Source organism: Streptomyces sp. NPDC029169, from assembly GCF_055563935.1.
The window spans coordinates 93,982-120,717 of the sequence record NZ_JBVHXA010000023.1 but is presented as its reverse complement, the minus strand read 5'-3'; the positions used below and the strand labels follow the sequence as shown (position 1 = coordinate 120,717).

The 26,736-nt window shown below is 71.6% G+C and carries 25 protein-coding genes; 9 read left to right on the top strand and 16 right to left on the bottom strand.

Going from position 1 to position 26,736, the window contains the following annotated elements:
- Positions 1–332: 332 nt before the first annotated feature.
- From ACZ4VI_RS32520 to ACZ4VI_RS32505, 4 genes are all read right to left on the bottom strand, one after another.
- Positions 333–1,457, bottom strand: a complete 1,125-nt coding sequence (locus ACZ4VI_RS32520) for an LLM class flavin-dependent oxidoreductase (RefSeq protein ID WP_468005155.1) — start codon at positions 1,455–1,457, stop codon at positions 333–335.
- A gap of 115 nt (positions 1,458–1,572) precedes the next feature.
- A complete protein-coding gene (locus ACZ4VI_RS32515) occupies positions 1,573–2,334 on the bottom strand; it encodes an SDR family NAD(P)-dependent oxidoreductase (protein WP_468005153.1) in 762 nt (253 codons plus the stop codon).
- 14 nt (positions 2,335–2,348) lie between these two features.
- A complete protein-coding gene (locus ACZ4VI_RS32510; protein WP_468005151.1) occupies positions 2,349–3,269 on the bottom strand; it encodes a TIGR03619 family F420-dependent LLM class oxidoreductase in 921 nt (306 codons plus the stop codon).
- Positions 3,270–3,412: 143 nt separating this feature from the next.
- Complete coding sequence (locus tag ACZ4VI_RS32505; RefSeq protein WP_468005149.1) at positions 3,413–4,648, bottom strand: amidohydrolase family protein; 1,236 nt, start codon at positions 4,646–4,648, stop codon at positions 3,413–3,415.
- A gap of 155 nt (positions 4,649–4,803) precedes the next feature.
- Between ACZ4VI_RS32505 and afsR the strand changes: the two genes are divergently transcribed.
- The 3 genes from afsR (at position 4,804) to ACZ4VI_RS32490 (ending at position 9,384) form a co-directional block, all read left to right on the top strand.
- Entirely contained in the window at positions 4,804–7,758 is a 2,955-nt protein-coding gene (gene afsR, locus ACZ4VI_RS32500; RefSeq protein ID WP_468005148.1) for an SARP-family global regulator AfsR, read from the top strand.
- A gap of 216 nt (positions 7,759–7,974) precedes the next feature.
- Entirely contained in the window at positions 7,975–8,199 is a 225-nt protein-coding gene (locus ACZ4VI_RS32495) for a hypothetical protein (RefSeq protein WP_468005146.1), read from the top strand.
- Positions 8,200–8,541: 342 nt separating this feature from the next.
- Positions 8,542–9,384: an MBL fold metallo-hydrolase gene (locus ACZ4VI_RS32490; RefSeq protein ID WP_468005144.1), complete on the top strand. Its 843-nt coding sequence runs from the start codon at positions 8,542–8,544 to the stop codon at positions 9,382–9,384.
- Positions 9,385–9,445: 61 nt separating this feature from the next.
- On the opposite strand, the gene ACZ4VI_RS32485 is transcribed toward ACZ4VI_RS32490, so the two are convergent.
- From ACZ4VI_RS32485 to ACZ4VI_RS32470, 4 genes are read right to left on the bottom strand one after another with little or no spacing between them, the layout of a single operon-like run.
- Positions 9,446–9,841 carry a hypothetical protein gene (locus ACZ4VI_RS32485; RefSeq protein WP_468005142.1) on the bottom strand — a complete coding sequence of 132 codons (396 nt, stop codon included), beginning with the start codon at positions 9,839–9,841 and terminating at the stop codon, positions 9,446–9,448.
- Positions 9,838–10,176 (bottom strand): ribbon-helix-helix domain-containing protein, encoded by a 339-nt coding sequence (locus ACZ4VI_RS32480; RefSeq protein WP_468005140.1) that lies wholly within the window; start codon positions 10,174–10,176, stop codon positions 9,838–9,840. The genes ACZ4VI_RS32485 and ACZ4VI_RS32480 overlap by 4 nt, the downstream gene beginning before the upstream one ends.
- A gap of 19 nt (positions 10,177–10,195) precedes the next feature.
- A complete protein-coding gene (locus tag ACZ4VI_RS32475) occupies positions 10,196–11,686 on the bottom strand; it encodes a sensor histidine kinase (protein WP_468005138.1) in 1,491 nt (496 codons plus the stop codon).
- Positions 11,679–12,362 carry a response regulator transcription factor gene (locus tag ACZ4VI_RS32470; RefSeq protein ID WP_468005136.1) on the bottom strand — a complete coding sequence of 228 codons (684 nt, stop codon included), beginning with the start codon at positions 12,360–12,362 and terminating at the stop codon, positions 11,679–11,681. The genes ACZ4VI_RS32475 and ACZ4VI_RS32470 overlap by 8 nt, the downstream gene beginning before the upstream one ends.
- 94 nt (positions 12,363–12,456) lie before the next feature.
- Here ACZ4VI_RS32470 and ACZ4VI_RS32465 point away from each other — a divergent pair, with 94 nt between their 5' ends.
- The gene (locus tag ACZ4VI_RS32465; protein WP_468005134.1) at positions 12,457–13,857 is read left to right on the top strand and encodes a DUF2079 domain-containing protein; all 1,401 of its coding nucleotides are present in this window, start codon (positions 12,457–12,459) and stop codon (positions 13,855–13,857) included.
- On the opposite strand, the gene ACZ4VI_RS32460 is transcribed toward ACZ4VI_RS32465, so the two are convergent.
- Positions 13,854–14,507, bottom strand: a complete 654-nt coding sequence (locus ACZ4VI_RS32460; protein ID WP_468005132.1) for an LppU/SCO3897 family protein — start codon at positions 14,505–14,507, stop codon at positions 13,854–13,856. The genes ACZ4VI_RS32465 and ACZ4VI_RS32460 overlap by 4 nt on opposite strands.
- A 159-nt stretch (positions 14,508–14,666) precedes the next feature.
- Positions 14,667–16,208 carry a FadD3 family acyl-CoA ligase gene (locus tag ACZ4VI_RS32455; protein WP_468005131.1) on the bottom strand — a complete coding sequence of 514 codons (1,542 nt, stop codon included), beginning with the start codon at positions 16,206–16,208 and terminating at the stop codon, positions 14,667–14,669.
- Positions 16,209–16,292: 84 nt separating this feature from the next.
- On the opposite strand from ACZ4VI_RS32455, the gene ACZ4VI_RS32450 reads away from it, so the two are divergent.
- The 3 genes from ACZ4VI_RS32450 to ACZ4VI_RS32440 are packed head-to-tail and all read left to right on the top strand — an operon-like array spanning position 16,293 to position 18,650.
- Positions 16,293–17,435: a lipid-transfer protein gene (locus ACZ4VI_RS32450; protein WP_468005130.1), complete on the top strand. Its 1,143-nt coding sequence runs from the start codon at positions 16,293–16,295 to the stop codon at positions 17,433–17,435.
- A gap of 10 nt (positions 17,436–17,445) precedes the next feature.
- On the top strand, positions 17,446–17,871 hold the full coding sequence (locus ACZ4VI_RS32445) for a Zn-ribbon domain-containing OB-fold protein (protein WP_468005128.1): 426 nt from the start codon (positions 17,446–17,448) through the stop codon (positions 17,869–17,871).
- Positions 17,868–18,650 carry an enoyl-CoA hydratase/isomerase family protein gene (locus ACZ4VI_RS32440; protein WP_468005126.1) on the top strand — a complete coding sequence of 261 codons (783 nt, stop codon included), beginning with the start codon at positions 17,868–17,870 and terminating at the stop codon, positions 18,648–18,650. The genes ACZ4VI_RS32445 and ACZ4VI_RS32440 overlap by 4 nt, the downstream gene beginning before the upstream one ends.
- Before the next feature lie 16 nt (positions 18,651–18,666).
- Here ACZ4VI_RS32440 and ACZ4VI_RS32435 read toward each other — a convergent pair whose 3' ends face one another.
- Entirely contained in the window at positions 18,667–19,200 is a 534-nt protein-coding gene (locus ACZ4VI_RS32435; RefSeq protein ID WP_468005124.1) for a hypothetical protein, read from the bottom strand.
- 75 nt (positions 19,201–19,275) lie between these two features.
- A complete protein-coding gene (locus ACZ4VI_RS32430) occupies positions 19,276–19,863 on the bottom strand; it encodes a hypothetical protein (protein ID WP_468005122.1) in 588 nt (195 codons plus the stop codon).
- 104 nt (positions 19,864–19,967) lie between these two features.
- Between ACZ4VI_RS32430 and ACZ4VI_RS32425 the strand changes: the two genes are divergently transcribed.
- Complete coding sequence (locus ACZ4VI_RS32425; protein WP_468005120.1) at positions 19,968–20,549, top strand: hypothetical protein; 582 nt, start codon at positions 19,968–19,970, stop codon at positions 20,547–20,549.
- Positions 20,550–20,551: 2 nt separating this feature from the next.
- On the opposite strand, the gene afsK is transcribed toward ACZ4VI_RS32425, so the two are convergent.
- Both afsK and ACZ4VI_RS32415 read right to left on the bottom strand, forming a co-directional pair.
- Positions 20,552–22,963: a protein serine/threonine kinase AfsK gene (gene afsK / locus ACZ4VI_RS32420; RefSeq protein WP_468005119.1), complete on the bottom strand. Its 2,412-nt coding sequence runs from the start codon at positions 22,961–22,963 to the stop codon at positions 20,552–20,554.
- 103 nt (positions 22,964–23,066) lie between these two features.
- Complete coding sequence (locus ACZ4VI_RS32415; RefSeq protein ID WP_468005117.1) at positions 23,067–23,945, bottom strand: VOC family protein; 879 nt, start codon at positions 23,943–23,945, stop codon at positions 23,067–23,069.
- A 296-nt stretch (positions 23,946–24,241) separates the two neighbouring features.
- Here ACZ4VI_RS32415 and ACZ4VI_RS32410 point away from each other — a divergent pair, with 296 nt between their 5' ends.
- Positions 24,242–24,889, top strand: coding sequence for a TetR family transcriptional regulator (locus ACZ4VI_RS32410; RefSeq protein ID WP_468005115.1), 648 nt, complete (start codon positions 24,242–24,244; stop codon positions 24,887–24,889).
- Between the two features lie 94 nt (positions 24,890–24,983).
- On the opposite strand, the gene ACZ4VI_RS32405 is transcribed toward ACZ4VI_RS32410, so the two are convergent.
- Positions 24,984–25,469 carry a nitroreductase family deazaflavin-dependent oxidoreductase gene (locus tag ACZ4VI_RS32405; RefSeq protein ID WP_468005113.1) on the bottom strand — a complete coding sequence of 162 codons (486 nt, stop codon included), beginning with the start codon at positions 25,467–25,469 and terminating at the stop codon, positions 24,984–24,986.
- Positions 25,469–26,635: an acyl-CoA dehydrogenase family protein gene (locus tag ACZ4VI_RS32400; protein ID WP_468005112.1), complete on the bottom strand. Its 1,167-nt coding sequence runs from the start codon at positions 26,633–26,635 to the stop codon at positions 25,469–25,471. Before ACZ4VI_RS32400 ends, ACZ4VI_RS32405 begins: the two co-directional genes overlap by 1 nt.
- Positions 26,636–26,736: the final 101 nt, after the last annotated feature.

The window sequence follows — 26,736 nt, the reverse complement described above, 5'->3', positions numbered from 1 at the left end:
CCGTTGTGGGCATTCGTTCCGCTGGGGCGGAACGGGTGGGCACAACGGACGGCGCCTTTGCGGGCGCCTCCGCCCCGTGCCCCTACGCCCACCCCAAGGGCCTGTACAGCGCAACGGCCTCGGTGTGCGGGGGGCCTTGGAGCGGACGCGCCCGCAGGGGCGCCGTCCCGTGTGCCCACCCGTCCCGCCCCAGCGGGACGATTGCCCACACGGGGGTGGGCGGGGTGGCGGGACGCACCCGCACGGGGACGGGGTAGCGGGACGCGCACGCACGGGGGGCGGGGGTAGCAGGACGACTGCCCGCACGGGCGTGGGTGGGGGCACCGCCCCCGTCAGGACCCCGCGGCCCCGCGGAAGCGGGTCGTGCGGTGGACCGGGTCCGTGTCGATCTTCGGGATCACGTGCTCCCCGATCAGCCTGATCGTGTTCATCGTGTCCTCGTACGACACCCCGATCGGCAGCCCGAACGACAGCTGATCCGCCCCCGCCTGCTCCCACCGCTTGCACTGCGCGAGCACCTCGCCCGGATCGCCGCAGATCATCAGCTCCTCCTGGATGAGCAGCTCGATGATCTCCGCCGAGTACTCGGGCAGCAGCTCCGGCCACTCCGGGATGCCCTCCGGCCGCGGGAAGGTGTCGTGGTACCGGAACAGCAGCGACTGCAGATAGTTCAGCCCACCCCCGACCGCGATCTCGACCGCCTTCTCGTGCGTCTCGGCACAGATCGCCGTCGACGTGACCATCACGTTGTCGTTGACGAAATCGCCGACGGCGACCGCCTCCTTGATCGCCGTCTTGTACGACTCGACGACCCACTCCATGTCGGAGACCTTCTGCACACTGAAGCCAAGCACCCCCAGCCCCTTCTTCCCCGCCATCGCGTACGAGGACGGCGACCCGGCCGCGTACCACATGGCCGGGTGGGACTTCCCGTACGGCTTCGGCAGGACCTTCCTCGGCGGAAGCGACCAGTGCTTGCCCTGGAAGCCGACGTACTCGTCCTGGAGCCACATCTTGGGGAACTCGGCGATCGTCTCCTCCCAGATCTCCTTCGTGTGGTTCATGTCGGTGATGCCCGGCATGAACCCGAGGATCTCGTGAGAGCCCGCCCCGCGCCCCGAGCCGAACTCGAAGCGGCCCTGGGAGAGATGGTCGAGCATGGCGACCTTCTCGGCGACCTTGACCGGGTGGTTCACGGGCGCGAGGGGGTTGAAGATGCCCGAGCCGAGGTGGATCCGGTCGGTGGCGTGGGCGAGGTAGCCCAGGTAGACGTCGTTCGCCGAGAGGTGCGAGTACTCCTCCAGGAAGTGGTGCTCGGAGGCCCAGGCGTACTTGAACCCGGACGTGTCCGCCTGGATGACGTACTCGGTCTCCTCCATCAGCGCCTTGTGCTCGGCTTCGGGATCGGTCTCGGCGCGCTTGCCGACGTATCCCTGTACGAAGATCCCGAATTCCAAGGGGGTTCACCGTCCTCTTGTTTCTGACGTACCGTCAGATTCTCGATGTGCCCGACTTTCGCACCGCACGGCAGGTGCGTCAATACCTGATGAACCGTCAGACTCGTCAGACTCGTCAGAACAGGCTGACGCCCGCCAGCCATCCACCGTCGATGACGAACGGCTGCCCGGTGATGTACGAGGAGTCGCCGGCGGTCAGGAAGAGCGCGAGCGCGGCCACCTCCTCGGGCTTCCCGATCCGCCCCATCGGCACGAGCTGCTTGTACAGCCCGGCCGTCGCCTCCGGATCGACGCCCTCCGGGTTGCTCATCGGGGTGTCGATGGCCCCCGGGCAGACCGCGTTGACCCGGATCCCTCTGGCCGCGAGCTCCAGGGCCGCGACACGGGTCAGCCCGAGCACCGCATGCTTGGTCGCGGCGTACGCGCCGACGCCCGCCATGCCTGTCAGGCCCGTGTACGAGGCCGTGTTGACGATCGTTCCGCCGCCGGCCGCCTCGATCTCGGGCGCGACCGTCCGTATCCCCAGGAAGCAGCCGACCTGGTTGACCGAGACGATCGTCTGGAACTCGTCCAGAGGCGTGGAGACCAGCTCGTTGAAGCGCAGGATGCCCGCGTTGTTGACGAGTCCGTCGATCCGCCCGAAGCGTTCCTTGGCGACGGCGACCGCGCGCGTCCAGTCCTCCTCCTTCGTGACGTCGAGGTGGACGTAGACCGCCCGCTCCTCCCCCAACTCCTTGGCGAGCGCCTGTCCTTGGTCGTCGAGTACGTCACCGAGGACGACCCGCGCCCCCTCGGCGGCGAAGAGCCGCGCCTCCTGCTCGCCCTGCCCACGCGCCGCGCCTGTGACGACGACGACCCGCCCGTCCAGCTTGCCCATGTCCGTCCAACTCCTCAGCTCAGGTGGGGGGCGACCTCGGCGGCGAACGCCGCCATCTGATCGGTGAGTTCGGTACGGCTCCGGGAGCGGAACCGGACCTGGATCTGATGCACGCCCATCGCGCCGTACGCGTTCAGCGACTCGGCGAGGGCCTCCGGCTTGCCGGTCAGCGTCCGCCGCCCGACCTCCCAGCCGGCCTCTCCGACGTACAGGGCCTCGGTGATGGCCCCGACGGTGACCGGCTCGGCGATCCCGGCGTCCTCCCGGAGCCGCTTCAGCCGGTCGATCTGCGCGGCCAGCTTGTCCCTCGGGTCCCCCTGCGGCAGCCAGCCGTCGCCCTTGAGCGCGGCCCGGCGCACGGCGGCCGGCGAGGAGCCGCCGACCCAGACGGGCACCCGTTCCTGGGCGGGCCGGGGCAGCTGCCCGAGGTCCTGGAAGGCGAAGCGCTCGCCCGCGTGCACCGGGAACTCCGCCGGCCCGAGGGCCGCCCGGAGCGCGTCGATGGTCTCGTCGAGGACGCCCCCGCGCCCGGCGAAGTCCGCCCCGACGGCCTCGAACTCCTCCCGCACATGCCCGGCCCCGACCCCGAGGACCAGCCGCCCGCCGGAGAGATGGTCGAGGGTCGCGTACGCCTTGGCGGTCACCAGGGGGTGGCGCAGACCGACGACGGCGACATGCGAGAGCAGCCGGACGCGCTCGGTGGCGGCGGCCAGGAAGGAGAGGGTGGCGACCGGGTCGTACCAGACGGTCCCCATCGGCCCGGCGAGCCGGCGCGGGATGGCGACGTGGTCGCAACTGGCGATGTAGTCGAACCCGGCCCGGTCGGCGACGCGGGCGATCTCCACCAGATCAGCGGGCCCGGCGGCGGCCTCCCAGGGCTCGGCGTAGAGGGTGCTCTGCGACTGAACCGGGAGCTGCATCCCGTAGACCACCATGGGGACCCCTTAACTGACGATACGTCAGACAACGAAGGGCCCCCATAGTCATAGCTGACACACCATCAGGCAAGGGCCGCGCCAGAACGGACCCGGGGCGAGGCCGCCGCCGCCCGGCTGGATGAGCGGCGGCCTCAATCCCCCTACGGCACCCAGAGCCCTTCCTCGGTCAGTCCGAGCAGATCGATCGCGTTGCCGCGCACGATCCGTTCGACGACGTCCGGTGCCAGGTGGCCCATCTGCGCCTCGCCGACCTCGCGGGACTTGGGCCAGGTGGAGTCGGAGTGCGGGTAGTCCGTCTCGTACAGCACGTTTCCCACCCCGATCGCGTCGAGGTTCCGCAGCCCGAAGGCGTCGTCGAAGAAGCAGCCGTATACGTGCTCGGCGAACAGCTCCGACGGCGGGCGCAGCACCTTCTCGGCGACGCCGCCCCAGCCGCGGTTCTCCTCCCAGACCACGTCCGCGCGCTCCAGGATGTACGGGATCCAGCCGATCTGCCCCTCCGCGTACATCACCTTCAGGTTCGGGAAGCGCTCGAACTTCCCGCTCATCAGCCAGTCGACCATCGAGAAGCAGCAGTTGGCGAAGGTGATGGTGGAGCCGACGGCCGGCGGGGCGTCGGCGGAGGTGGACGGCATCCGGCTGGAGGAGCCGATGTGCATGGCGACGACGGTGCCCGTCTCGTCGCAGGCCCGCAGGAACGGGTCCCAGTAGTCGGTGTGGATCGACGGCAGCCCGAGGTGCGGCGGGATCTCCGAGAACGCGACGGCGCGCACCCCCCGGGCGGCGTTCCTCCTGACCTCCGCGGCGGCGAGCTCGGCGTCCCAGAGGGGGATGAGGGTGAGCGGGATGAGGCGGCCGTGCGCCTCCGGACCGCACCACTCCTCCACCATCCAGTCGTTGTACGCCCGGACCCCGAGCAGCCCGAGCTCGCGGTCGCTCGCCTCGGTGAAGGTCTGCCCGCAGAAGCGCGGGAAGGTGGGGAAGCAGAGCGCGGACTGGACGTGGTTGACGTCCATGTCGGCCAGCCGGTCGGGCACGCTGTAGGAGCCGGGCCGCATCTGCTCGTACGTGATGACTTCCAGCCGTATCTCGTCCCTGTCGTAGCCGACGGCGGTGTCGAGGCGGGTGAGCGGCCGGTGCAGATCCTCGTACACCCACCAGTCGCCGACCGGCCCGTCGTCGCCCTTCGCGCCCATCACGGGTGCGAACTTGCCACCGAGGAAGGTCATTTCCTTCAGCGGCGCACGGACGATCCGGGGGCCGGTGTCCTGGTACCGGGACGGGAGCCGGTCCCGCCAGACGTGGGGCGGCTCCACGGTGTGGTCGTCCACCGAGATGATCCTGGGGAAGCTCGGGAAGCTCGGGAAGGTCTCCATGCGTGTCACGGTAGCGCCGATCTGACGCTCCGTCAGCTCACAGGGTCGGCTGAATCTGTGGCAGGACTTGTGCAGACAGTCACCCGATGCTGACGCATCCCCTCCGGACAAGGCAGACTGTCCAGGGCGAAACCAGCGGTACGGCAGGGGGAGCTATGGACCGTGAGAACGGCCCGCGCGTTCCGGAGCAGCGGGCTCCGCTGACAGGTCGAGTCCCCACGGACGACCTGCGCTTCAGCGTGCTCGGCCCCGTACGCGCCTGGCGGGACGGCACGGCCCTGCCCTCCGGCTCCCCCCAGCAGCGGGCCCTGCTCGCCGCACTGCTGCTGCGCGACGGGCGCACGGCCACGGCCGCCGAGCTGATCGACGCCATCTGGGGCGACGAGCCCCCCTCGCAGGCGCTTGCGGCGGTACGGACGTACGCCTCGCGGCTGCGCAAGATCCTCGGCCCCGGGGTCCTGGTCAGCGAGTCGGGCGGCTACGCGATCCGTACGGACTCCTCCGCCCTCGACCTGAACGTCGCCCAGGAGCTGGCCGCCGACGCGGAGAAGCTGCGGGCGGCCGGGAAGCGCAGCGAGGCACGCGCCCTGATCAACAAGTCCCTCGGCCTGTGGGACGGCGAGCCCCTCGCCTCGGTCCCGGGCCCGTACGCCGAGACCCAGCGCGCGCGCCTTGAGGAGTGGCGGCTCCAGCTCCTCGAAACCCGCCTGGACATGGACCTGGAGGCCGGCGCGCACGCGGAGACGGTCTCCGAGCTGACCGCGCTGACGGCCGCGCACCCCCTGCGGGAGCGCCTGCGCGAACTGCTCATGCTGGCGCTGTACCGCAGCGGCCGGCAGGCCGAGGCGCTGGCCGTGTACGCGGACACCCGCCGGCTCCTCGCCGACGAGCTGGGCGTCGACCCGAACCCGGAGCTGTCCCGCCTCCAGCAGCGGATCCTCCAGGCCGACGCCGAACTGGCCCGCCCGGTCGAGGACCCGGCGCCGGCGCCGTCCGTGGCCCGCCCTGCGCAACTCCCGGCGACGGTGCCCGACTTCACGGGCCGTACCTCTTTCGTACGGGAACTGGGCGCCCGCCTTGCCAGTGCCGAGGGTTCCGTGATGGCGGTCTCGGCGCTCGCGGGCATCGGGGGCGTCGGCAAGACGACGCTCGCCGTGCACGTGGCGCACGCGGCGCGCCCGCACTTCCCGGACGGCCAGCTGTACGTCGACCTCCAGGGCGCGGGCTCGCGTGCTGCGGCGCCCGAGACGGTCCTGGGCGCTTTCCTCAGAGCCCTGGGCACTCCGGACTCCTCGATCCCCGACTCACTGGAGGAGCGGTCGGCGCTGTACCGCTCGACGCTGGACGGCCGCCGGATCCTCGTGCTCCTGGACAACGCCAGGGACGCGGCCCAGATCCGCCCCCTCCTGCCTGGCACGGCGGGCTGCGCGGCGCTGGTGACCAGCCGTATCCGGATGGTGGACCTGGCGGGCGCGCACCTGGTGGACCTCGACGTCATGTCGCCGGAGGAGGCGCTCCAGCTCTTCACGCGCATCGTGGGCGCGGAGCGCGTCTCGGCGGAGCGCGAGGCGGCCCTCGACGTGGTCGCGGCCTGCGGCTTCCTCCCGCTGGCGATCCGTATCGCCGCCTCCCGCCTGGCGGCGCGCCGCACCTGGACGGTGGCGGTCCTGGCGGCGAAGCTCGCCGACGAGCGCCGCCGCCTGGACGAACTCCAGGCGGGCGACCTCGCGGTCAAGGCCACCTTCGAACTCGGCTACGGCCAGCTGGAGCCCGCCCAGGCCCGCGCCTTCCGCCTCCTCGGCCTCGCGGACGGCCCGGACATCTCCCTGGCAGCCGCCGCGGCGGTCCTCGACCTCCCGCCCCAGTCCACGGAGGACCTCCTGGAGGCCCTGGTCGACACGTCCCTCCTGGAATCGGCCGCCCCGGGCCGCTACCGCTACCACGACCTGGTGCGCCTCTACGCGCGTGCATGCGCGGAACGCGACGAACAGCCGCCGGTGGAGCGGGAACTCGCCCTCTCCCGCCTCCTCGACTTCTACCTGTCGACGGCGGCGAGGGTCTACGCGATCGAGCGCCCGGGCGACCGCCTGGTCGACCACCTGGAACGCACGGACTACGAGGGCCTGACCTTCACGGACCGCCACGACGCCCAGGACTGGCTGTACGCGGAGGCGAACTGCGTCCTGGCATGCGTCAGGCAGTCGGCGGGCTCGGGGACGACGCTGCGGCGGGCGGTGGACCTGCTCTGGGCGTCGCTGGACCTGGCGGAGTCGGGCGCGAACTCGAAGGAGTACGAGGCGGTGGCGGCGACGCTCCGGGACGCGGCGGAGGCGGCCGGCGACGTCCTCGCGGAGTGCAGGGCATCGATCACGCTCGCGTACGGCCACCATGTCTCGGGCCGCTTCGACCAGGCGGACGTGGAAGCCCATACAGCCATGCGACTGGCCGAGTCGGTCAACGACGCGCAGCCCTTGTGCTGGGCACCGAACATCCTCGGAGTCATGGCGTTCTACCAGAACCGCCACGACGACGCCGAGAAGCACTTCACCCGCGCCATCAGCCACTTCCGCCGCTGCAGGGACCTCGCCGGCGAGGCGAGCGCGCTGTGCAACCTGTCCCGGATCCACCTGATCACCGGCCGTACGGAGAGTGCGGTCAGCCTCGCGCAGCAGGGCACCGAGATGTACGACAGCCTCGGGCATGCCCTCAAGGGCGCCAACGGCCGTTACGCGCTGGGCGTCGCCCTGGCCCAGAGCGGTCAGTTCGGCCTGGCGGCGCAACGACTGAGCGAGGCACTGGACGTCTTCCGTGACAGCCGCCAGCGGCTGTGGGAGGGCATGACGCTCTTCCGGCTTGCCGAGGCCGAAGTCACCGAAGGCCGTTACGCCCAGGCCGCGTCCAACGCCGAGATGGCACTGACCGTCCTGCGGGGTGTCGGCGGCGAGTGGCGGCGAGGCAATGTTCTGACCGTCCTGGGGCAGGCCCTCAGCGGCATCGGGCAGACCGGCCGCGCGGAGGTCTGCTGGCGTGACGCGCTGGAAGTGTTCGAGTCTCTGGGCTCGCCCGAGGCCGTCGCCGTACGCAGGCTACTGACCCCGGCCGCGGCCTGACGCGCTGCACTGGGCGTTCATCGTTCGTTTATCGCGGTCCGACATGCTGTGCAGCAGTCGATCCGTCGCGTCGGGGGGCAGACGGGTCGCCGATGAGGCCGTCGCTCCACAGCACTAAGGTGAACGGCCCTGAACAGAGGTCCGCCCGGCCGTCCGCGGGGGAACAGCCGGGCGGATCTCTCAGACCCATCACTCAGAAGCGCCAAGGAGTTGACGATGAGCGACGATCAGACCATCAAGCCCACGAACATCCACATCACGGGTGGCGGCGAGACCTCGGACATCACGACGAAGAACATTCACATCACCGAGGGCGAGACCGTCGACTCCGCGATAGCCGAGAAGATCGGCATCAAGAACATCCACATCACGGGCGAAGGCGCGGACGGCGGCACCGCGACGACGGACAACATCCACATCACGTCGGAGCCGGCCAAGTAGACCACTCCCCCACGGGGTACGGCCGCGGCGGCACCAACGGGGGAGTCGCCGGGGCCGTAACCGTCCGGAAGCGAGCCGCGCACGCGCTCGGGGGACATCTGCCGGGTCTGGGGGGACCTCAGCAGACAGAGCGCGCGGCGCGCCGCGACCGGACGCGCAAGACGGAGGGGCCGGGCCACTGCCCGGCCCCTCCGTTCTGTCCACGGAACACCGGACACCCGTGTCCCCAGTGGTGCCCGCATGTGTGACGTGCGCAGGATGGAGTAGAGGACCCAGGACCTCGGTGTGTCCTACGGGTCTCACACCGATCGGTCACGCATGCCGTCACGAGGAGGCGGGGCCATGACCAGCGCCGAAGGAATCTTTGAGCCGAAGGTCGAGCCGTACAGGGTCGCACCCGAGACCTATGTCATCCCGCAGCTGCTTGAGGCGCCGCCGGTCGGCATGTTCTACGTCAACTCGATGGTGATCACCGGCAGCGAGCCCGTACTCGTCGACACCGGTGCGCCGTCCAACCGGCAGCAGTGGCTGGATCACGCCTGGAGCCTCGTCGATCCGGCCGACGTGCGGTGGGTCTTCCTGACCCACGACGACCACGACCACGCGGGAAACGTCCGTCAGGTCATGGCCGCCTGCCCGAACGCCACCCTGGTGACGACGTGGTTCTCGATGGCCCGCTACGCCATCGACACCGAGGAGTTCTGGATGCCGTTCAACCGCTCCCGCTGGGTGCGCGACGGCGAGAGTTTCACAGCCGGGGACCGCACGCTCGTCGCGGTCAGGCCGCCGTTCTTCGACAACCCGACGACCCGCGGACTGTTCGACCCCACGACGCGGGTCTACTGGGCGGCCGACACCTTCGCCACGGCCCTCCCCCACCCCGCCGAAGACGCCGCCGACCTGGACCGGAAGGCCTGGCGTGACGGCATGCTCCTCGGCAACAGGCTGAACCACCCCTGGCATCTATGGCTGGACACCGAGAAGTTCGGGAAGCACGTGGACCGCGTCCAGGACCTCGGCATCGAGACCGCGGCGTCCTGTCACGGCCCTGCGATCCACAGTGCGCTGATCGACGAGGCGTTCGAGATCATCCGCGAGGTTCCGGAGCTGCCGCCGTGGGAGGAGCCGGGGCAGGACTTCCTGGAAGGAATCATCGCGGCGACGGCGAAGCCGGTGGTGTCCTGACGCGCCACCACGCCGCCGCTGTGTCGTGGAGCTGGCGCACGGCCGCCTGAAAGGGAGGCCCTCAGACCGCCCGGATCATCACGTTCGGCCCGCACAGCTGCCGCATGTCGTCCTCGTCCGACGTGTAGAGCGTCACCTGTCCCCGCTGCCGCCCCGCGACCACGGCGAGCGCCGCGTCGATGGCGTACTTGTGGCCGTGAAGGCCCGCGCTCTTCAGAAGGCTGATCGCGGCGTTTGCGACGTCCTCCGTGACGGGTTCCACGACGACGTGGGAGAGCGTCCACTTCCAGGCCGCGTAAGGGACCTTGGAGTGGTACGCCTCGATCAGCGTCATCGAGCTGGTCACCACGCGGACACCCGCGCGGTGAGCCTTGAAGAGGCGGCCGGACATCTCGCGGTCGCGCATGGCCGCCCTGGACAGGCCCTCGCTGTCCAGGACGTAGCAGATCTCACTCATGCCGCTTCGGCCCGCCGCTCCTCCGGAGTCTGGAAGACGGCGGCCTGGGCGGCAGCCTCGGACTCAGCCTCGGCCTCCTCCCGCTCCCGCGCCATCCGCTCCTCGTGCCACTTCTCGTTCTCGCGGAACTCCGCGTCGGCGGCCGCCAGCTCCTCGTCGGTGAGCGGACCGCCCTCTTCCAGCATCCAGCCCACCAGCTCCCCCAGCCGATCCTGCTCCCGCTGTCGCCTTATGGCATGCGTGACGTACGCACTGAAGCCGCCCGGACCCACTTCCCCGCGGATCTCCTCAGCCAGCTCCTCCGGCAGGGTGACCGTGTATTTCTTCGTTGCCATACCGGTCACCATACCAGCGTCACGAGTGACCTGCGTCACCCATCGGCAGGCTCGCCATCAACCGCGCACCCCGCACGCTCTCCCCGATCCCCAGCGTCCCCCCATGGCGCACCGCGATCTCCAGCGCGATCGGGAGGCCCAGGCCGGCACCGCCCTCCGCGCGGGTGCGGGACTCGTCGAGGCGGGTGAAGCGTTCGAAGACGCGATGGCGGTCGGCCGGTGGGATACCGGCGCCGTCGTCCAGGACCTCCAGGGCGACGGAGTCTCCGTCGGTCCGTACCGTCACCGTCACGGCGGAGACCGCATGGCGGCAGGCGTTGCCGAGGACGTTCCGGACCAGCCGTTCCAACTGGCCTGCGTCGCCGGTGACTCGGGCCGGGCCGTCCGTCTCACAGAGCAACTTCAGCCTCCCGGCCTCCGGCAAGTGCTGGTGTTCCCGTACGAGATCCTCCGCGAGTGCCGACAGGTCGACGTCCTCCACCGCGCGGGCGCGATGCCGGGTGCCGTCCATGCCCGCCAGTAGCAGCAGGTCGTCCGCCAGCGCCTGGAGCCGTACGACATCCGCGGCGGCGGCGTCCAGGACAGTCGGCCACGCGACGCCATCGGGATGCCGGAGCGCCGATTCGAGCTGGGCCCGCAGGGCCGCGAGCGGGCTGCGCAGTTCGTGGGCCGCGTCGGCGACGAACTGCTGCTGCCGCGCCGACGCCTGCTCCAGCCGGTCGAGCGTGTCGTTCGTCGTCCGGGCCAGGCGGCCGATCACGTCGTCCGTCGCCGGGACCGGGACCCGCCGGTCCAGGGAGTGGCTGGTGATGTCCTCCAGCTCCCGCCGGATCGCCTCCACCGGACGCAGCGCCCGCGCCGCCGCCACGTGCACGAGGATCCCGGTGAACAGGGCGACGAGGGGCACCCCCGAGGTCAGGGCGATCCACAGAACCTCGTCGATGTTCTGCTCCGCGCCCTCCACCCTCGCCTGCCTGAGCAGATACACCCCGCTCAGAGACAGCGCACCCGTCGCGCCCCCCGCCGTCAGGACGAGACGTCCGGCGAAGGAGACCCGGCCCGCACCCCTCCCCAGCGCGGTCCACACCGCCGCCGCCGTCAGCACCCCCGCCGAAGGGCCGATGAACATCAGGCCCCAGCGGAGGGCCTCTTCGGCCACGAACCACGGCTGGATCGGGTTCTCCTCCACGAGCCACGACACGTACGTGCCGTACAGCGCTCCCGAGGTCCCGCCCGCGACGAACGTGGTCCGGATCCGTACCGCCCTGGGGAGACCGCGCCCCGCCAGCAGGCACACCACCGCGACGGCCACCGCTCCGACCAGGAATCCCGGCCAGGCCAGCAGCTCGATCTGCGGGCCGACACGATCCGTGGTGAAGCGCTCCGGACCCTCCGGCGGCAGCGGGCCCGCGCGGCGGTCCGCGTACTCCAGCCACACCACCGCCCCCACCACGACCAGCCAGGCCGCCGCCCCCGCGGCCCACACCGCACGCATCCGCCGCTCAGCCACGCGCGTACCCCGACACCCGGTAGCCGCCACCCCGCACCGTCTCGATCGTCTCCCTCCCGAAGGGGAGATCGACCTTCCGGCGCACGGCGCTGATGTAGACCTGCACGATGTTCGGATCGCCCGTGAAATCCGCCGACCACACCTCGTCGAGGATGTCGAGCTTCGGCACCACCTCGTCCATCCGCTGCATCAACGTCTGCAGCACGGCGAACTCCTTGGGCGTCAGCGCGATCGCGCTCTCCCCTCTCCCGCAGGACCGATGAGCCGGATCCAGCCAGAGGTCCCCACAGGCCAGAACCGCGGGCCGGGCGCGGGAGCCGCCGCGGCGCAGCAGCGCCCGCAAGCGGGCCTCGAGGACGACGTACGAGAAGGGCTTGGCCAGGTAGTCGTCGGCTCCGGTGTCGAGGCCCTCGGCCTCGTCGTACTCACCGTTCTTCGCCGTCAGCATCATCACCGGCACCTCGATCCCGTCGGCGCGCAGCCGCGAGCAGACCTGGTAGCCGTTGAGCCCGGGCAGCATCAGATCGAGCAGGATCGCGGCATATCGGTGCTCCCGTGCCAGGTGCAGGCCCGTCACACCGTCGTGGGCCACGTCGACGGTGTAGCCGACAGCCGAAAGCCCACGGCGCAACGACGCGGCGAGCCGCTCCTCGTCCTCGATCACCAGCAACCTCATACGGGGAGTATCGCCTCCGCGCCGAACGACAGGCTGAGGAAATCCTCAGCCTTCCTCAGCCGCTCCTCAGGGGTCGGCGGTCAGAGTCCCCGGCATGCACCTGCTGGCCACCCCGGCCCCCACACCCGCCCCGGCCCCCGCCCGTGACACGGCTCCCCGCCTCCCCCGCACCTCGCCCGCGCTCGTCGCCACCGCCGTCCTCGTCCTCTACGCCGCCTACTCCCTGCGCGAGCACCAGCGATTCGGCACCACCGGCTACGACCTCGGCATCTTCGGTCAGGGCGTCCGCGCCTACGCCGAACTCCGCCTCCCCGCCTCCGAGATCCGTACGGCGACGGCCCCGCCCGGCTTCGTCGGCGACGCGTATCCGCTGCTCGGCGACCACTTCCATCCGGTCCTCGCCCTGTTGGGGCCGCTCTACCGCCTCGTGCCGCACGTCGAGGTGCTGCTTCTCGCGCAGGCGGGGCTCATCGCGCTCTCGACGTACGTCGTCTCGCGCACCGCCCAGCGCCATCTGGCCCGGTCGGGCGCGGCTGTGGCGATCGGGCTCGCGTACGGGCTGTGCTGGGGTCTGCAGCAGCTCGCCGGCTTCGACTTCCACGAAGTCGCCTTCGCCGTCCCCCTGCTGGCCCTGGCCTGCCGCGCCCTCCTCGACGGGCGCTGGGTCGCGGCGGCCTCCTGGGCCGGCTCTCTGGTGCTGGTCAAGGAGGATCTGGGCGCCACCGCAGCCGTGTTCGGCCTGCTGCTGATGCGGCACCATCGCCGTGCCGGTCTCGCGCTCTGCGCGTTCGCCACCGCGTCGACAGCGCTCGTCGTGGGCGTCGCGCTGCCCGCGTGGGCCCCGGACGGCCGCTACGGGTACCTCAACCAGCCGTACGTGTACGGGGTGTTCGACGGGTGGTCGGTGAAGTCGCTCACCCTCGCCGCGCTCCTGGCCGTCACGGCCGGCCTGGTCCTGCGCAGCCCGCTCGCCTGGCTCCTGCTGCCCACCCTGGCGTGGCGGTTCACCTCCCCCAACCCCGCCTACTGGGGGCCGGGGCTGCACTACTCCGCCGTCCTCGTCCCGATCGCCTTCGCCGCCCTGACCGACGCCCTCCGCCGGGGGATACGGATCCCCGGCGTACGGCTCCCCCACCTCGCCCCGCTGGTCGTCGCGCTCGTGCTCCTGCCCGGCCAGCCGCTGCGCGACGTGGCCACGCCGGGCTTCTGGCGGGACGGTCCGCGCCAGGTCGCCGCCCGCGCCGCGCTCGCACTGATCCCGGACGGGGCCCGTGTCGCGGCGAGCAACAGCCTCGCGCCCCACCTCACCGATCGCGCGCGGGTGCATCTCGTGGCCGAGGGGGTGCTCGACCGGGGCGCGCCGGTGGAGTGGATCGTGGCGGACACCAGGGACGCCTTCCCGCCCGGCGCGGTCGCTGCCGTGCTGCGCAGGGCGGAAGGGCTGGGGTGGCGGCGGGTCCACGAGGCGCACGGCATCGTGGTCCTCCGGCGCTAGCGCGCGAACGACCCGATCCCCACCAGGCAGTACACGTACTCGTTGATCGTCGCACCGTTGATCGTGTACCGGGACGAGAACGCGTACTGGGTCTTCGGGTTGTCGTTGCAGCGGTTCAGGTCCGAGGTCAGGGGGATCGTCTCGATCACGCGGTAGTGCGCGTCCGATGCCGAGCAGTCGACCTCCTCGATGTCGTCCACGCTCTGCGCCGTCGTCGAGTCCGGGAGCCGGCCGTTGAGGCAGGTGCCCTTCGTGTACGGGTCCGGCGGGGGCTCCGTCGTCGCTGTGGGGGTGGGGGCCAGGGACGTCGTCGGGGCCGCGGAGATCGTCGGGGACGCCGCAGGTGCGGAGTCGTCGTCGTTCGTCAGGGCCAGCGCGGCGATCACGGCGCCGATCACCCCGAGCGTCACCAGACAGCCCAGCGCCCCCGACCTGCGCGGTGGCTGGGCGGGCCCCGTGACGCTGATGCGCAGGAGGACCACACCGTCGCCGACCTGGGCCGGGACGAGGTCTCCGTGGCGGCACGGCGGGATACGGATGTGGGCGGGGCCGGTCGGCAGGGTGACGGTGAGAATCACGCCCATGGCGGCCTGTTGAGGGGTCAGGGATATGGGGAGTTCGGGCGAGGGCGACGACACCGGCTGCTCCAAGAGGGTGAGGCTGCTGTGGACGCCCGGCACACACGGGCCGAGGCGGTGGCGCGCGGAACGACTGCCTGCGTGAACATGGACGTGCTGTGGTTCGTGGCCCATATGACGTGTGCACGTGGGGAGTTGGTTGCAGCCGGATCTCCCCGGCCTCCGGTCGTCCTACCGGGCCCGCAGCACCCCCTTCACCACCTTCCCGCTCGCGTTCCGCGGCAGCTCCCCCACGAACTCCACCTCCCGCGGCACCTTGTAGTTCGCCATCTCCCGCCGCGCCCACGCGATCAGGTCGTCCGCCGTCAGGACCGCGCCCGGCCGCCGGACCGCGAACGCCTTGCCGACCTCGCCCAGGCGCGCGTCCGGGATGCCGATGACCGCCACGTCCGCGATGTCGGGGTGCAGGCCGAGGAGTTGCTCGATCTCCGCCGGGTAGGCGTTGAAGCCGCCCACGATGAACATGTCCTTGATGCGGTCCGTGATCCGCAGGTTGCCCGCCTCGTCCAGGACCCCCACGTCGCCCGTGTGCAGCCAGCCGTCCTCGTCGATCGCCCGCGCCGTCGCCTCCGAGTCCTCGAAGTAGCCGGCCATCACGTTGTGGCCGCGCACCAGGACCTCGCCCGCCGCCGAGAGACGGACCTCCGTGTCCGGGATCGGGCGGCCGGAGGTCGTGGCGATGACCTCGGCCGGGTCACCCCGGCGGCACATCGTGACGATCCCGCTCGCCTCGGACAGTCCGTACGCCGTCAGGACCGTGCCCACCCCCAGCTCGCCCCGCAGCCGCTCCACCAGCCGCAGCGGCACCACCGCCGCGCCCGTCACCACCAGACGCAGGGCCGAGAGGTCGTACGACGATCGCGAAGGGTGGTCGAGGAGCGACTGGTGCAGCGTCGGCGGGCCCGGCAGCACCGAGATGCGTTCCGCCGCGATGTTGGCGAGGACCGTGTCCACGTTGAAGACCGGCTGCGGCACCATCACCGCGCCCCGCATCAGGCACGCGATGATCCCGGCCTTGTAGCCGAAGGTGTGGAAGAACGGGTTCACGATCAGATAGCGGTCGCCCTCCCGCAGACCGGCGAGGTCGGCCCACACGTCGTAGCAGCGAAGGGTCTGGGCATGGCTGATCACCGCTCCCTTCGGGGCGCCCGTCGTGCCCGAGGTGTAGATGATGTCCGAGGGCGCGGAGGAGTCCAGGGAGTCCGCCCGCGCGCGGACCTCCGCGCCGCTCACCCCGTCGCCCTCCGCCAGGAACGACTTCCAGGTCACGTAGTCGTCCGGGGCCGTCTCGCCCAGCACCACCACCCGTTCCAGGTACGGGAGTTCGGCCTCGGCGCGGCGCAGGGACGCGACGTACGAGGTCCCCAGGAACGTCCCCGTGACGAAGAGCAGCTTCGCCCGGGACCGCGACAGCACGTACGCCGCCTCGGTGCCCTTGAAGCGGGTGTTCAGCGGGACGAGCACCGCGCCCGCGGTCACCGCACCGAGCGCCGAGACGATCCAGTCCAGGGTGTTCGGCGCCCAGATCGCGACCCGGTCGCCCGGCTCCACGCCCGCTGCCATACAGGCCGCGGCGGCACGTTCGACGCGCGCGCCCAGCTCCGCGTACGAGACCCGGGTGCGGCCCTCGACGACCGCCTCCGCCGTCCCGTACCGTTCGGCCGCTGAGTGCACCAGCCCCGCTATGGAGCCCCATTCCAGGTCACCGCGCATCTCCAACCTCCAAAGAGCTGACTGTCCGTCAGATTAGCTGTAGCCTGACGCGCTGTCAGTAGATGACAGCAGCGAGGGGGCGCCGTGCTCAAGGACCGCACAGCCATCGTCGGCATCGGACAGACACCGTTCGCCAAACAGCTCCCCGAGTCCGAGAAGACCCTCGCCTGCCGGGCGATCCTCGCCGCCCTCGACGACGCCGGCATCGCCCCCTCCGAGGTCGACGCCTTCGCCTCGTACACGATGGAGGAGACCGACGAGGTCGAGGTCGCCAAGGCCATCGGCGCCGGTGACGTCACCTTCTTCAGCAAGGTGGGATACGGCGGGGGCGGGTCCTGCGCGACCGTCGGCCATCTCGCCGCCGCCGTCGCCACCGGGCAGGCGAGCGTCGGCGTCGCCTGGCGGTCACGCAAGCGGGGCAGCGGCCCCCGGCCCTGGACCAACACGCAGGCCCAGCTCGCCACCCCCGGCCAGTGGACCCGGCCCTTCGGGCTGCTCCGCCCCACCGACGAGATCGGCATGCTCGCCCGCCGCTACATGCACGAGTACGGCGCCACCCGCGACCACCTCTTCAACGTCGCCCTCGCCTGCCGCAACCGCGCCAACCAGAACCCCGCCGCGATCATGTACGAACGGCCGCTCACCCGCGAGATGTACATGACCGCCCGCTGGATCAGCGAGCCCCTCTGCCTCTTCGACAACTGCCTGGAGACGGACGGGGCGTTGGCGTGCGTGATCGTGAGCGCCGAGCGGGCCCGCGACTGCCGCCAGAAGCCCGTGTACGTCCACGCCGCCGCCCAGGGCCTGCCCGCCCAGCACCACGGCATGGTCAACTACTGGAACGACGACCCGCTCACCGGCCCCGCCTGGACCGCCGCCCGACACCTCTGGAAACAGGCCGACTTCACGCCTGACGATGTCGATGTCGCGCAGATCTACGACGCGTTCACCCCGCTCATCCCCCTCTCCCTGGAGGGCTACGGCTTCTGCGGGCGAGGAGAAGGAGCCGCCTTCACGGAGGGAGGGGCTCTGGAGACCGGCGGACGGCTGCCGATCAACACCGGTGGCGGCGGACTCAGCGAGGCGTACGTCCACGGCTTCAACCTCATCAACGAAGGCGTGAAGCAGCTCCGGGGCGTCTCCACCGCCCAGGTCCCCGACGCCGCCACCTGCCTGGTCACCGCCGGCGAGGGCGTCCCCACATCGGCCATCCTGCTGAGGAACTGAGGAGGACACCATGCTGGCTCCTGTCGTCGACGAGGACGGCGCGCCCTTCTGGGAGTACGCCGCCCGTGGCGAACTCCGGATCCAGGGCTGCGCCCGCTGCGGCGAGCTGCGCTTCCCGCCCCGGCCCTGCTGCCCGCACTGCCAGTCCTTCGACAGCGAGTGGCGGCTGATGTCCGGGCGGGGCCGCATCTGGTCGTACGTGCTCCCCCACCCGCCGCTCCTGCCCGACTACGCCGCCCAGGCCCCGTACAACGCCGTCGTCGTCGAGCTCGCCGAAGCGCCCCGCATCCGGCTCGTCGGCAACGTCGTCGCCACCCCGGACGCCCCCCTGAACTCCGTCGACCCGGCCCGGCTGCGGATCGGGGCGGGCGTGAAGGTGGCGTTCGCCGAGGTCGACGGCGTGACCGTGCCCCGCTGGCTTCTGGAGCGCGGATGACCATCGATGTCGTACGCGACAAGGAGAGCGGCGTCGCCGTCGTCACCCTCGGCCGGGCCGAGAAGCACAACGCCCTGACCCTGGACATGGTCCGCCAACTCACCGACGCATGGCGGGAGTTCCGGTACGACGACACCGTACGCGCGATCGTCGTCACCGGCGCCGGGCAGCGGGCCTTCTGCACCGGCATCGACCGGGAGGCGGCCATGGGGATCCCGCAGCCTTCTTCCCCGTACACGATCGACGATCCGCTGATCGCCATCGGGCCCAAGGCGAACGACCTGTGGAAACCGGTCGTCGCCGCTGTGGAGGGCATGGCCTGCGGTGGCGCGTTCTATCTCCTCGGCGAGGCCGAGTTCCTCGTCGCCGGCGAGGACGCCACCTTCTTCGACCCGCACACCACCTACGGGATGGTCAGTGCCTTCGAGACCATCCACATGGCGCAGAAGATGCCGTTCGGGGAAGTCGCGCGGATGGCCCTGATGGGGAGCGCGGAGCGGATCTCGGCCCGGCGGGCGTACGAGACGGGGCTCGTCTCCGAACTGACGGAACCCGGCGGGGCACTGGCCGCCGCCCGCCGGGCCGCCGCCGTCATCGCCGGATACCCCACGGAGGCGGTCCAGGGCACGGTGAGGGCGCTCTGGTCGGCCAAGGGGCCCGCCCGCGCTCAGGCCCTCGCCCACGCCCCGCACCTGGTCACGCTCGGGAACCTGCCGGCGGAGCGGCAGGCCGAGCTGTTCACCGGGCGGGGCGGGGGGAGCGGCTTCCGGCTGCGCTAGCGCCCTGGGACTCGGGTCAGCCGATGGTGCGGTCGGCGTCGACGACCACGCACCGGGTGTACTCGGAGCCGTCGCCGGTGCCGGTGTACGGGGTGGTCGCCTCGGCCGTCTTCGAGGCACCGGCCTCGACGCGCACGTCGTCGGCCTTCGCCATCGCGACGCTGGCGCTCGGGTCGCCCTTGAACTGCAGCGAGACGTCGTAGACGTATGCCGAGGAGTCGCTGTTGGTGATCGTCACCTTGGCGACCAGGTTCTTGCGGTCGTCGCTGAGCTTGCACTCGTCGATGCGGACGTCGCGCTGCGCCTTGTCCCTCGACGAGCCGCCGACGCCGCCGGTGGTCACGCCACCGCTGCTGGAGCTGCTGCTGTCGGAGCCGCCGCTGCTGGAGCTGCTGCTGTCGGAACCGCCGGAGCTGCTGGAGCTGCTGGAACCGCCGGAGCCGCTGGAGCTGCCGCCGCCGCAGCTGGCGCCGTGGGAGCCGCGGGCGCCGGTGAGCGCGACCAGAGCGATGCCGAAGACAGCGATGGCACGGACATGACGAAGCTTCACGCTTCAACCCCCGTTGAATGTGCAGAGTGCGAATGAGCGGAGTAGATGCGCCGTCCTTGACGGGCGCACGTCACCCTACTGGACGGAGATCCCTGCGATTTCACACGTCCTGACCCGGTCGACCGCGCTCGGCGACTCCATCGCCATGTCGAAGGTCCTGGTCTCCCCCGGCCCGACGGTGACGTCCTTGGACGCCTCGTCCCACTTCATTCCTCCCGCGTCCTGGAACTCCAGCTCAACGCGGAAGGTCTGCGTCACCGACGCCCGCGAGGTGATCCGGACACTGGCGGTGGTGTCCTCCTTCCGGGCCGGTCGGCCTTTGCGCTTCTTCTGCGCGAACTTCACACAATCCACCACCGTCACCTCGGCCGGAGCGGAGGACGAGGTGACCGTGGGGGTGGGGGTGGGGGTGGAGTCGGTCGGGTACGGGTCGGAGCCACCGGAGCCGCCGCTCAGGTCGTCGTCGTGGTCGTAGTCGTTGTTCTTCTTCTTGGAGCTGGAGCAGCCCCCGCCGCCGCCGGAACTCCCGCTCCTGCTCTTGCTCTTGCCGCTGCCGCCCTTGCCCCCGCTGGAGCTCGTCTGGAAGCCCGTCAGCGCGAGCACCACCACGGTGAGCGTCGCCGCGAGCCGCAGGCCCCTGCGGCGCGCCGTCCCCGTTGCCATTCCCGCTCCTTCTGTCGTGTCCGCGCCACCCTAGCGCCGCGTGGCGGGCCCCCCTCACCCGGCGTAGCGTCATGACCGAGAGCCGGACCGAAGGAGGCCGATCGATGGTCCGTAACGTCATCGGCTCGGTTCTGGCCCTCGCCGGAGCGACGGCCGCCGTCTGGAGCCCCTTCCGTGCCTGGTACGACGGCCGTCACGGCAGCGACTACCGCATCGAGGACCTGTTCGGCGGCATCACCGACGCGAAGGCGGAGGTGATCGGCTCGATCCTGCTCCCGTTCGCCTTCGCGGCTCTCGTCACCCTGCTCGGTGTGGTGCTGCGCTCCCGGCTGATCGTCGCCCTCGCCGGAGTGATCGTGCTCGGCTTCACCATCCTGTGGATGGTCCGGGTCGGACAGGCCGAGGGCAGCCTCTCGGTCGGCGGCGACGGTACGGGGCTCGGCGACGGAGTCGCCAACGCCTTCGGAGGCGCGGTACTGCTCCTCATCGGCGCCGTGGTCATGTCGGGCCGCACCCGCCCGCACACCGTGCCCCTCGAACCGGAGCCGACGCACCCCACGCAACCCACGCACCCCACGCAGGACGACGGCCCGTACGTGTCACCCGATCAGCCCGCGCCCACCCGGACGATGGACGTACCCGCCTGGGACCCGCGTCACGAGGGGCCCCCGAACCACCGGGCCTAGGCTCACACCCTCGGCGCCGCGCTCCGCCCCGTCGCCGTGCCCTTCACCGCGTCGAGCGCGTACACGCACCGGTCCTTGCTGCACGCGTACACCACCCCGCCCCGCGCCACCGGCGAGCCGGTGATCTCGCCGCCGGTCGCCAGCTTCCAGCGCAGCTGGCCGCCCGTCGCGTCCAGCGTGTACAGGACGTGGTCCGCCGAACCGAAGTGCACCCGCCCGTCGGCGACGACCGGCGTGCCGACCAGCTCGCCGCCCGCCGCGAACCGCCACTTCGGCGTGCCGGTGACCGCGTCGAGCGTGTACAGCGCGCTGCCGCTGCCCACATGGACGTTCCCGTCGACCACCAGGACCGGCTCGACCGACTGCCGGGACTCGGTCGCGATCCGCCAGCGGTCCTGACCGGTCGTCGCGTCCAGTGCGTACACCGTGCCGAGGTAGTCGGCGAGGTACACCCCACCGCCCGTGACCGCCGGGCCGGGCGCGAAGGCCGGCGGAGAGAGGAAGACCGCGGGCGCCTCGAAGTGCCAGCGGACGTGCCCGCCCGCGATGTCGATCGACAGGACACGCGTACCGGCCGCGACGTACACGCAGCCGTCCTCCGCCGGAGCCACCCGCACCGGCACGTTGCCGCACGAGGCGGCGTCGCCGACCGGGTACGACCAGCGCTCCACACCCGTACGGGCGTCAAGCGCCTGGAGCCGGGCGTCCCGCCACACGTACACCGTGTCGCCGTGCACGGCGGGCCCCGCCTCCGGGGTCTCGAAGTCGGTCTGCGCGCCGGTGATCTCCCACAGCTTGGCGCCGTTGGAGGCCTCCCAGCCCTGGACGCCGCCGCCCCGCGTGCCGGTGACGACCGTGCCCCGGTCGACCTTGAGGGAGTACACCCAGGCGTCCGTCCGGAGCCGCCAGCGCTCGCTGCCGTCGGTCGCGTCGAGGGCGTACAGCGTGGGCCCGTCGGAGGCGTGGATACGGCCCTGGGCCACCGCCATCGACCAGGCGACGTCCCGCGTCTTGAACTGGCGGCGGCCACTGGCCACGTCCAGGGCGTGCACCTCGAAGGAGGTCACGTAGAGCAGGTCGCCGGCGACGACCGGGGTGCCCCAGACGTCGTTCGACATCCGGAAGCGCCAGGGCCGCCAGTGCGCGGGCTCCGGTGCGGGCTCCGGCGCGGCCTCCTGTGCCGGAGGGGGTACGGACAGCGGGCGGGAACCCGGCGGCGGGCCGGGCTCGGCGCCGTTCGCACCGCCGCCGGGCGGCCGGATCCAGCCGGTGGCCGTACCGGCCTCGGCGACCACGCCGCCGATCGCGGCGCGGGTGTCGGCGACCCGGGGGCCTGGGCCGATCGGGACGGCGGCGCCGGCCAGCCGTACGGGACCACCGGACTCGGCGGGGGCCGCGTGCCGGCCGCCACCGCCGCCACCACCGCCGTGGCCGGGGCGCGGGTCGCCGCCCCACTCCGGCGCCTGCCGGGGCGGGCGCGGCGGGGTGGGCGGGGCGGCCGGGGGCGGCGGCGTGCTCGGGCGGCCGCCGCGGCGCGACTCGATCATGGCGGTGGCCGACTGCGGCAGCCAAGCCGACGCCGTACCGCTGTCGTCACTGCCCGGGCCGAAGAGGTGCGGTGCGAGCTGGGCCTGGAGATCGGCCGGGGTGGGACGGCGCGAGACGTCCATCTGCATACAGGACTCGATGAGCGGACGCAGCTCGTCCGGCAGCCCCTCCAGGTCCGGACCCTCCCTGAGCAGCATGAACACCGTCTCGACGGGGTTCGCGCCATGGAAGGGGGCATGACCGGTGGCGGCGAAGACCAGCATCGAGCCGAGCGAGAAGACATCGCTCGCGCCGGTCACGCTGCGCGAGTCGCGCGCCTGCTCGGGCGACATGTACGCGGGCGTGCCGACGGCGACGTTGGTCATGGTCAGCCGGGTGTTGGAGACCCCCGAGGCGATACCGAAGTCGATCACCCGGGGGCCGTCCTCGACGACGAGGACGTTGGACGGCTTCAGGTCGCGGTGGACCAGGCCCGCGCCGTGGATGGACTGCAGGGCCTCGGCTACCCCGGCGGCCAGCCAGCGCACGGCCGGGGCCGGCAGCGGCCCGCACTCGTTCACTATCTCTTCGAGGGAGGGCGCGGGTACGTAGGCGGTGGCAAGCCACGGCACGGCGGCGCGCGGGTCGGCGTCGACGACGGCGGCCGTGTAGAAACCGGAGACGGCCCGGGCGGCCTCGACCTCACGGGTGAAGCGGACGCGGAACAGCTGGTCCTCGGCGAGCTCGGTCCGCACGGTCTTGATCGCCACGCGCCGCCCGGACGCCGAGCGCGCGAGATAGACGAGACCCATGCCACCTGCACCGAGCCGGCCCAGCACCTCGAAGGGCCCGATCCGTCTCGGGTCGTGCTGCGTCAGCTGCTCCACTTGCCTGCCACCTCCCCGTACGGGCCATGAGAATACGGCCCCGTGGCCCTGATTCTTCCTGTCCGAGGCGGCGGTTGCGAACCCGGGGGCGGATCGGGGTGTCTTACCTCATATCGTCGGACGAGGCGGGGGGCTTTTCGGCCGATTCGACGGGTTCGGAGGCGGGCTCGGAGGCGGGCTCGGCGGAAGGCTCGTCGGCCGGTGTGTCCTTCGGCTCCGCGAGGATCGCGAAGCGGGCGCCCTGGTTGTCGTGGAGGACGGCGATGCGGCCGTGCGGGGTGTCGAAGGGCGGGTTCGTGACCCGGCCGCCTTCGGCGACGGCCGTCGCGCAGGCCGCGTCGCAGTCGGCGACGGCGAAGTAGATGAGGACGTGCCCCGGCATCTCGGCCGGGAAGGCGTCGGTGAGAACGGCCCGGCCGCCGAACGCGGTGTCGTCGCCCGGGCGGGAGCCGGGCGGGGACCAGACGCGGTAGTCGAAGTCGCTCTCCCTGCCCTCCTCGCCCGGTTCCACCTGGCGGCCGAGGTAGCCGAAGACGGAGGCGTAGAAGGTGTCGACCGCGTCCCGTTCCCTCGTATAGACCTCCATCCAGCAGAAGGAGCCGGGGAGCATCGTCTTCTCGAAGCCGTTGTCGTCGCCGGCCTGGCGCAGTCCGAAGACGGCGCCGCCCGGGTCGGCGGCGAGCGCGAGGACGCCGAAGGGGCCCACGGGATACGGCTCCATGATCATCTGCCCGCCGGCGGCCTTGATCCGGGCGGCGAGCGTGCCCGCGTTCTCGGTGGCGAGGTAGACGGTCCACGTGGTGGGCATCCGGCCGTCGCGCTTCGGTACGAGTCCGGCGACGCGCTTGCCGTCGCTGAGGGCCTCGTCGCGGTCGGGGTCGAAGGTCCAGCCGAAGAGCGCGCGGTAGAACCGCTTCCCGGCCTCCAGGTCGGGGAGCTGCGCCTCCACCCAACAAGGGGTGCCCTCTGTGAATACCGCCATGGCTCCACGCTAGGCCGGGGGCTGTCCCTGCGCACGCCCCATAATCGAACATACCGCCATATAGGGAGGCGCGGGGACGGGGATCCTTGAGTTGTCCACCGAAGTTGTCCACAGGCTGTTAATAAGCCTATTCGAGCCAGGACTGTCCCCCGGCCCTCCGGGAGCCGTCCGGGGCCCGCTGCGGGAGCCGTCCGGGAGCCGTGGCGGAGCCGCCCCCGGCAGCTGCCCCCGGAGGGGTGCACCCCATTTGCAGTCGGCCGAATCGCGCGCCGATCACCCCTCGGTAAGCTGACGGCATGACAGGACAAGTACGCACCGTCGACGGCCGCGTGGCCGGACGACGCGGTCAGGCGACGCGGCAGAAGCTGCTCGACTGCCTCAGCGAGATGCTCAGCTCCTCGCCGTACCGGGACGTCAAGGTCATCGACGTGGCCCGGAAGGCGGGCACTTCACCCGCGACGTTCTACCAGTACTTCCCGGACGTCGAGGGCGCCGTCCTCGAGATCGCGGAGGAAATGGCCAAGGAGGGCGCCGCATTGACCGAACTGGTCTCCGGCCGCTCCTGGGTCGGCAAGGCCGGCTGGCAGACCTCCGAGGAACTGGTCGAGGGCTTCCTGGACTTCTGGCGCAAGCACGACGCGATCCTGCGGGTCGTGGACCTCGGCGCCGCGGAGGGCGACAAACGGTTCTACAAGATCCGCATGAAGATCCTGAACTCCGTCACCAACTCCCTTACGGACGCGGTGAAGGAGCTCCAGTCGAAGGGGAAGGTCGACAAGGACGTCAGCCCCGCGGCGATGGCGGGCTCCCTGGTGGCGATGCTGGCCTCGGTGGCCGGCCACCAGAAGGGCTTCCAGACCTGGGGCGTGAAGCAGGCCGAACTGAAGCCGAATCTGGCGCTGTTGGTGCACTTGGGCATCACGGGCAAGAAGCCGACGAAGTAACGCCAGCTGCCAGAACTCTTCGTCCGTCCTGTCGCGCCGACGGCGGTCCCTCTTTGCGAGACCGTCGTCGGCGTTCCCATGTCGGGACCTCGTATTACCGCCTCGTCAGGCGGAAGAGCCGGATCTCCCGCTCCACCCGCGCCTGGTACGTCGCGTACGGCGGCCAGAACCCGAGCACGGCCCGCCACGCGGCCTCCCGCTCCTCCCCCGCGAGCAGCTCCGCCCGTACGGGGATCGTCTCGCCCCGCCAACTCACCTCCGCGTCCGGGTGTTTCAGCAGGTTCGCGGTCCAGGCCGGATGTCCCTCGCGCCCGAAGTTGGACCCGATCAGGATCCAGGTCCCGCCGGGCTCCGGCATGCACGCGAGCGGCGTCACCCGCGGCCGGCCGGACTTGGCGCCCTTCGCCGTCAGGATGACCCCGGGCAGCATCTGGGCGCTCAGCATGACCTTTCCGCGCGTCAGCCGGTGCACGGCCCGGTCCATCGCCGGGATGACGTGCGGGGCGACCTTCGCGAAGGCCCTTGTGGACGACACCTTCTGCATCAGGCGCACACCGACGGATCCGGCCCGGGCGGGCATCAGGCAGCCACCTCCCCGAAGAGCCCTGTCACCTGGGCCGCCCGCTCGCGCAGTCGGCGCGCGGGCCCGAAGAGCAGCTCGTCGGCCGTCGCCCGTTTGAAGTAGAGGTGCGCCTCGTGCTCCCAGGTGAAGCCGATGCCGCCGTGCAGCTGGATCGTCTCGCCGGCCACGGTCCGCAGCGCCTCCAGGGCGGCGGCGAGGGCCAGCGCGCCCGACCCGGGGTCCCGGGCGGCGCCGTACGTCAGCGAGCGCGCCGCCTCCACCTGGACGTACAGGTCGGCGACCCGGTGCTTGACCGCCTGGAAGGAGCCGACGGGCCGGCCGAACTGTTCGCGGGAGCCGACGTACTCCACCGTACGGTCGAGGGCGGCCTGGGCCGCGCCGAGCGCCTCGGCCGCGAGCGCCACGGCCGCCGTCCGCCCGGTCGCGGCGAGCGCGCCGAGCACGTCGACCGGCTCCTCGCCGAGCAGTTCGGCGTCCACGTCCCGCAGTTGGACCGATGCCTGGGAGCGGGTCGCGTCGAGGGTGGGCTGCCGTACGCGGACGAGTCCGGCGGCGTCCCCACGTACGAGGAAGAGCAGGGTCCGGCTCCGCGCGAAGCCTCCGGCGTGGGCGGCGACCAGGAGCAGGCCGGCGCTGTGCCCGTCGAGGACCTGGGTCACCTCCCCGTACAGCTGCCACCCCTCGCCCGTGGCCCGCGCCTGGACGCCGCCGGCCCGTCCGCCGCCGGCGACCCAGGAACGGTTGTCGCCCGTCAGACCGAGGGCGAGGGCGAGGGCGGCCCCGGGGACGGCGAGTGCGCAGGTCAGGGTTCCGTCGGCGATGCGCGGCAGCAGCTCGGCGCGCTGCCCCTCGCTGCCGAGGGCGAGGATCGGCGGGGCGGCGAGGAGGGCGGTGGCGAGGAGCGGCGAGGGGGCGAGGGCCCGGCCGGTCTCCTCGCAGGCGAGGGCGAGTTCGGCGGGGCCGCAGCCCACGCCTCCGTACGCCTCGGGAAGGGCGAGACCGGACAGTCCGAGGGTGCCGGACATCCGGTTCCACAGGTCGGTGTCGTACCCCTCGGGGGTCGCGACGGCGGCGCGGACCTCGGCGGGTCCGGACCGTTTGGCGAGCAGTTCGCGCAGGGTGCGGCGGATCTCGTCCTGCTCCGCGGTGAAGGCGGCGTCCATGGAGCTCCCCTCCGTATCTGACGGCCCGTCATGTTAGGCCGGGCGGAGGCAGAAACCCAGAGCCGGGAGGGTGGGATCTCTCGGGATCGGCCGCCGGAACG

Excerpts from the sequence above, each read along its gene's own strand:
- ACZ4VI_RS32470 (WP_468005136.1), bottom strand. The coding sequence starts at position 12,362 with ATGAGGTTGCTGGTGATCGAGGACGAGGAGCGGCTCGCCGCGTCGTTG.
- ACZ4VI_RS32495 (WP_468005146.1), top strand. The coding sequence starts at position 7,975 with ATGAGCGACGATCAGACCATCAAGCCCACGAACATCCACATCACGGGT.
- ACZ4VI_RS32490 (WP_468005144.1), top strand. The coding sequence starts at position 8,542 with ATGACCAGCGCCGAAGGAATCTTTGAGCCGAAGGTCGAGCCGTACAGG.
- ACZ4VI_RS32440 (WP_468005126.1), top strand. The coding sequence starts at position 17,868 with ATGACCATCGATGTCGTACGCGACAAGGAGAGCGGCGTCGCCGTCGTC.
- ACZ4VI_RS32415 (WP_468005117.1), bottom strand. The coding sequence starts at position 23,945 with ATGGCGGTATTCACAGAGGGCACCCCTTGTTGGGTGGAGGCGCAGCTC.
- ACZ4VI_RS32505 (WP_468005149.1), bottom strand. The coding sequence starts at position 4,648 with ATGGAGACCTTCCCGAGCTTCCCGAGCTTCCCCAGGATCATCTCGGTG.
- ACZ4VI_RS32485 (WP_468005142.1), bottom strand. The coding sequence starts at position 9,841 with ATGAGTGAGATCTGCTACGTCCTGGACAGCGAGGGCCTGTCCAGGGCG.
- ACZ4VI_RS32425 (WP_468005120.1), top strand. The coding sequence starts at position 19,968 with ATGGTCCGTAACGTCATCGGCTCGGTTCTGGCCCTCGCCGGAGCGACG.
- ACZ4VI_RS32430 (WP_468005122.1), bottom strand. The coding sequence starts at position 19,863 with ATGGCAACGGGGACGGCGCGCCGCAGGGGCCTGCGGCTCGCGGCGACG.
- ACZ4VI_RS32510 (WP_468005151.1), bottom strand. The coding sequence starts at position 3,269 with ATGGTGGTCTACGGGATGCAGCTCCCGGTTCAGTCGCAGAGCACCCTC.
- ACZ4VI_RS32400 (WP_468005112.1), bottom strand. The coding sequence starts at position 26,635 with ATGGACGCCGCCTTCACCGCGGAGCAGGACGAGATCCGCCGCACCCTG.
- ACZ4VI_RS32480 (WP_468005140.1), bottom strand. The coding sequence starts at position 10,176 with ATGGCAACGAAGAAATACACGGTCACCCTGCCGGAGGAGCTGGCTGAG.
- ACZ4VI_RS32515 (WP_468005153.1), bottom strand. The coding sequence starts at position 2,334 with ATGGGCAAGCTGGACGGGCGGGTCGTCGTCGTCACAGGCGCGGCGCGT.
- ACZ4VI_RS32445 (WP_468005128.1), top strand. The coding sequence starts at position 17,446 with ATGCTGGCTCCTGTCGTCGACGAGGACGGCGCGCCCTTCTGGGAGTAC.
- afsR (WP_468005148.1), top strand. The coding sequence starts at position 4,804 with ATGGACCGTGAGAACGGCCCGCGCGTTCCGGAGCAGCGGGCTCCGCTG.
- ACZ4VI_RS32405 (WP_468005113.1), bottom strand. The coding sequence starts at position 25,469 with ATGCCCGCCCGGGCCGGATCCGTCGGTGTGCGCCTGATGCAGAAGGTG.
- ACZ4VI_RS32465 (WP_468005134.1), top strand. The coding sequence starts at position 12,457 with ATGCACCTGCTGGCCACCCCGGCCCCCACACCCGCCCCGGCCCCCGCC.
- ACZ4VI_RS32455 (WP_468005131.1), bottom strand. The coding sequence starts at position 16,208 with ATGCGCGGTGACCTGGAATGGGGCTCCATAGCGGGGCTGGTGCACTCA.
- ACZ4VI_RS32410 (WP_468005115.1), top strand. The coding sequence starts at position 24,242 with ATGACAGGACAAGTACGCACCGTCGACGGCCGCGTGGCCGGACGACGC.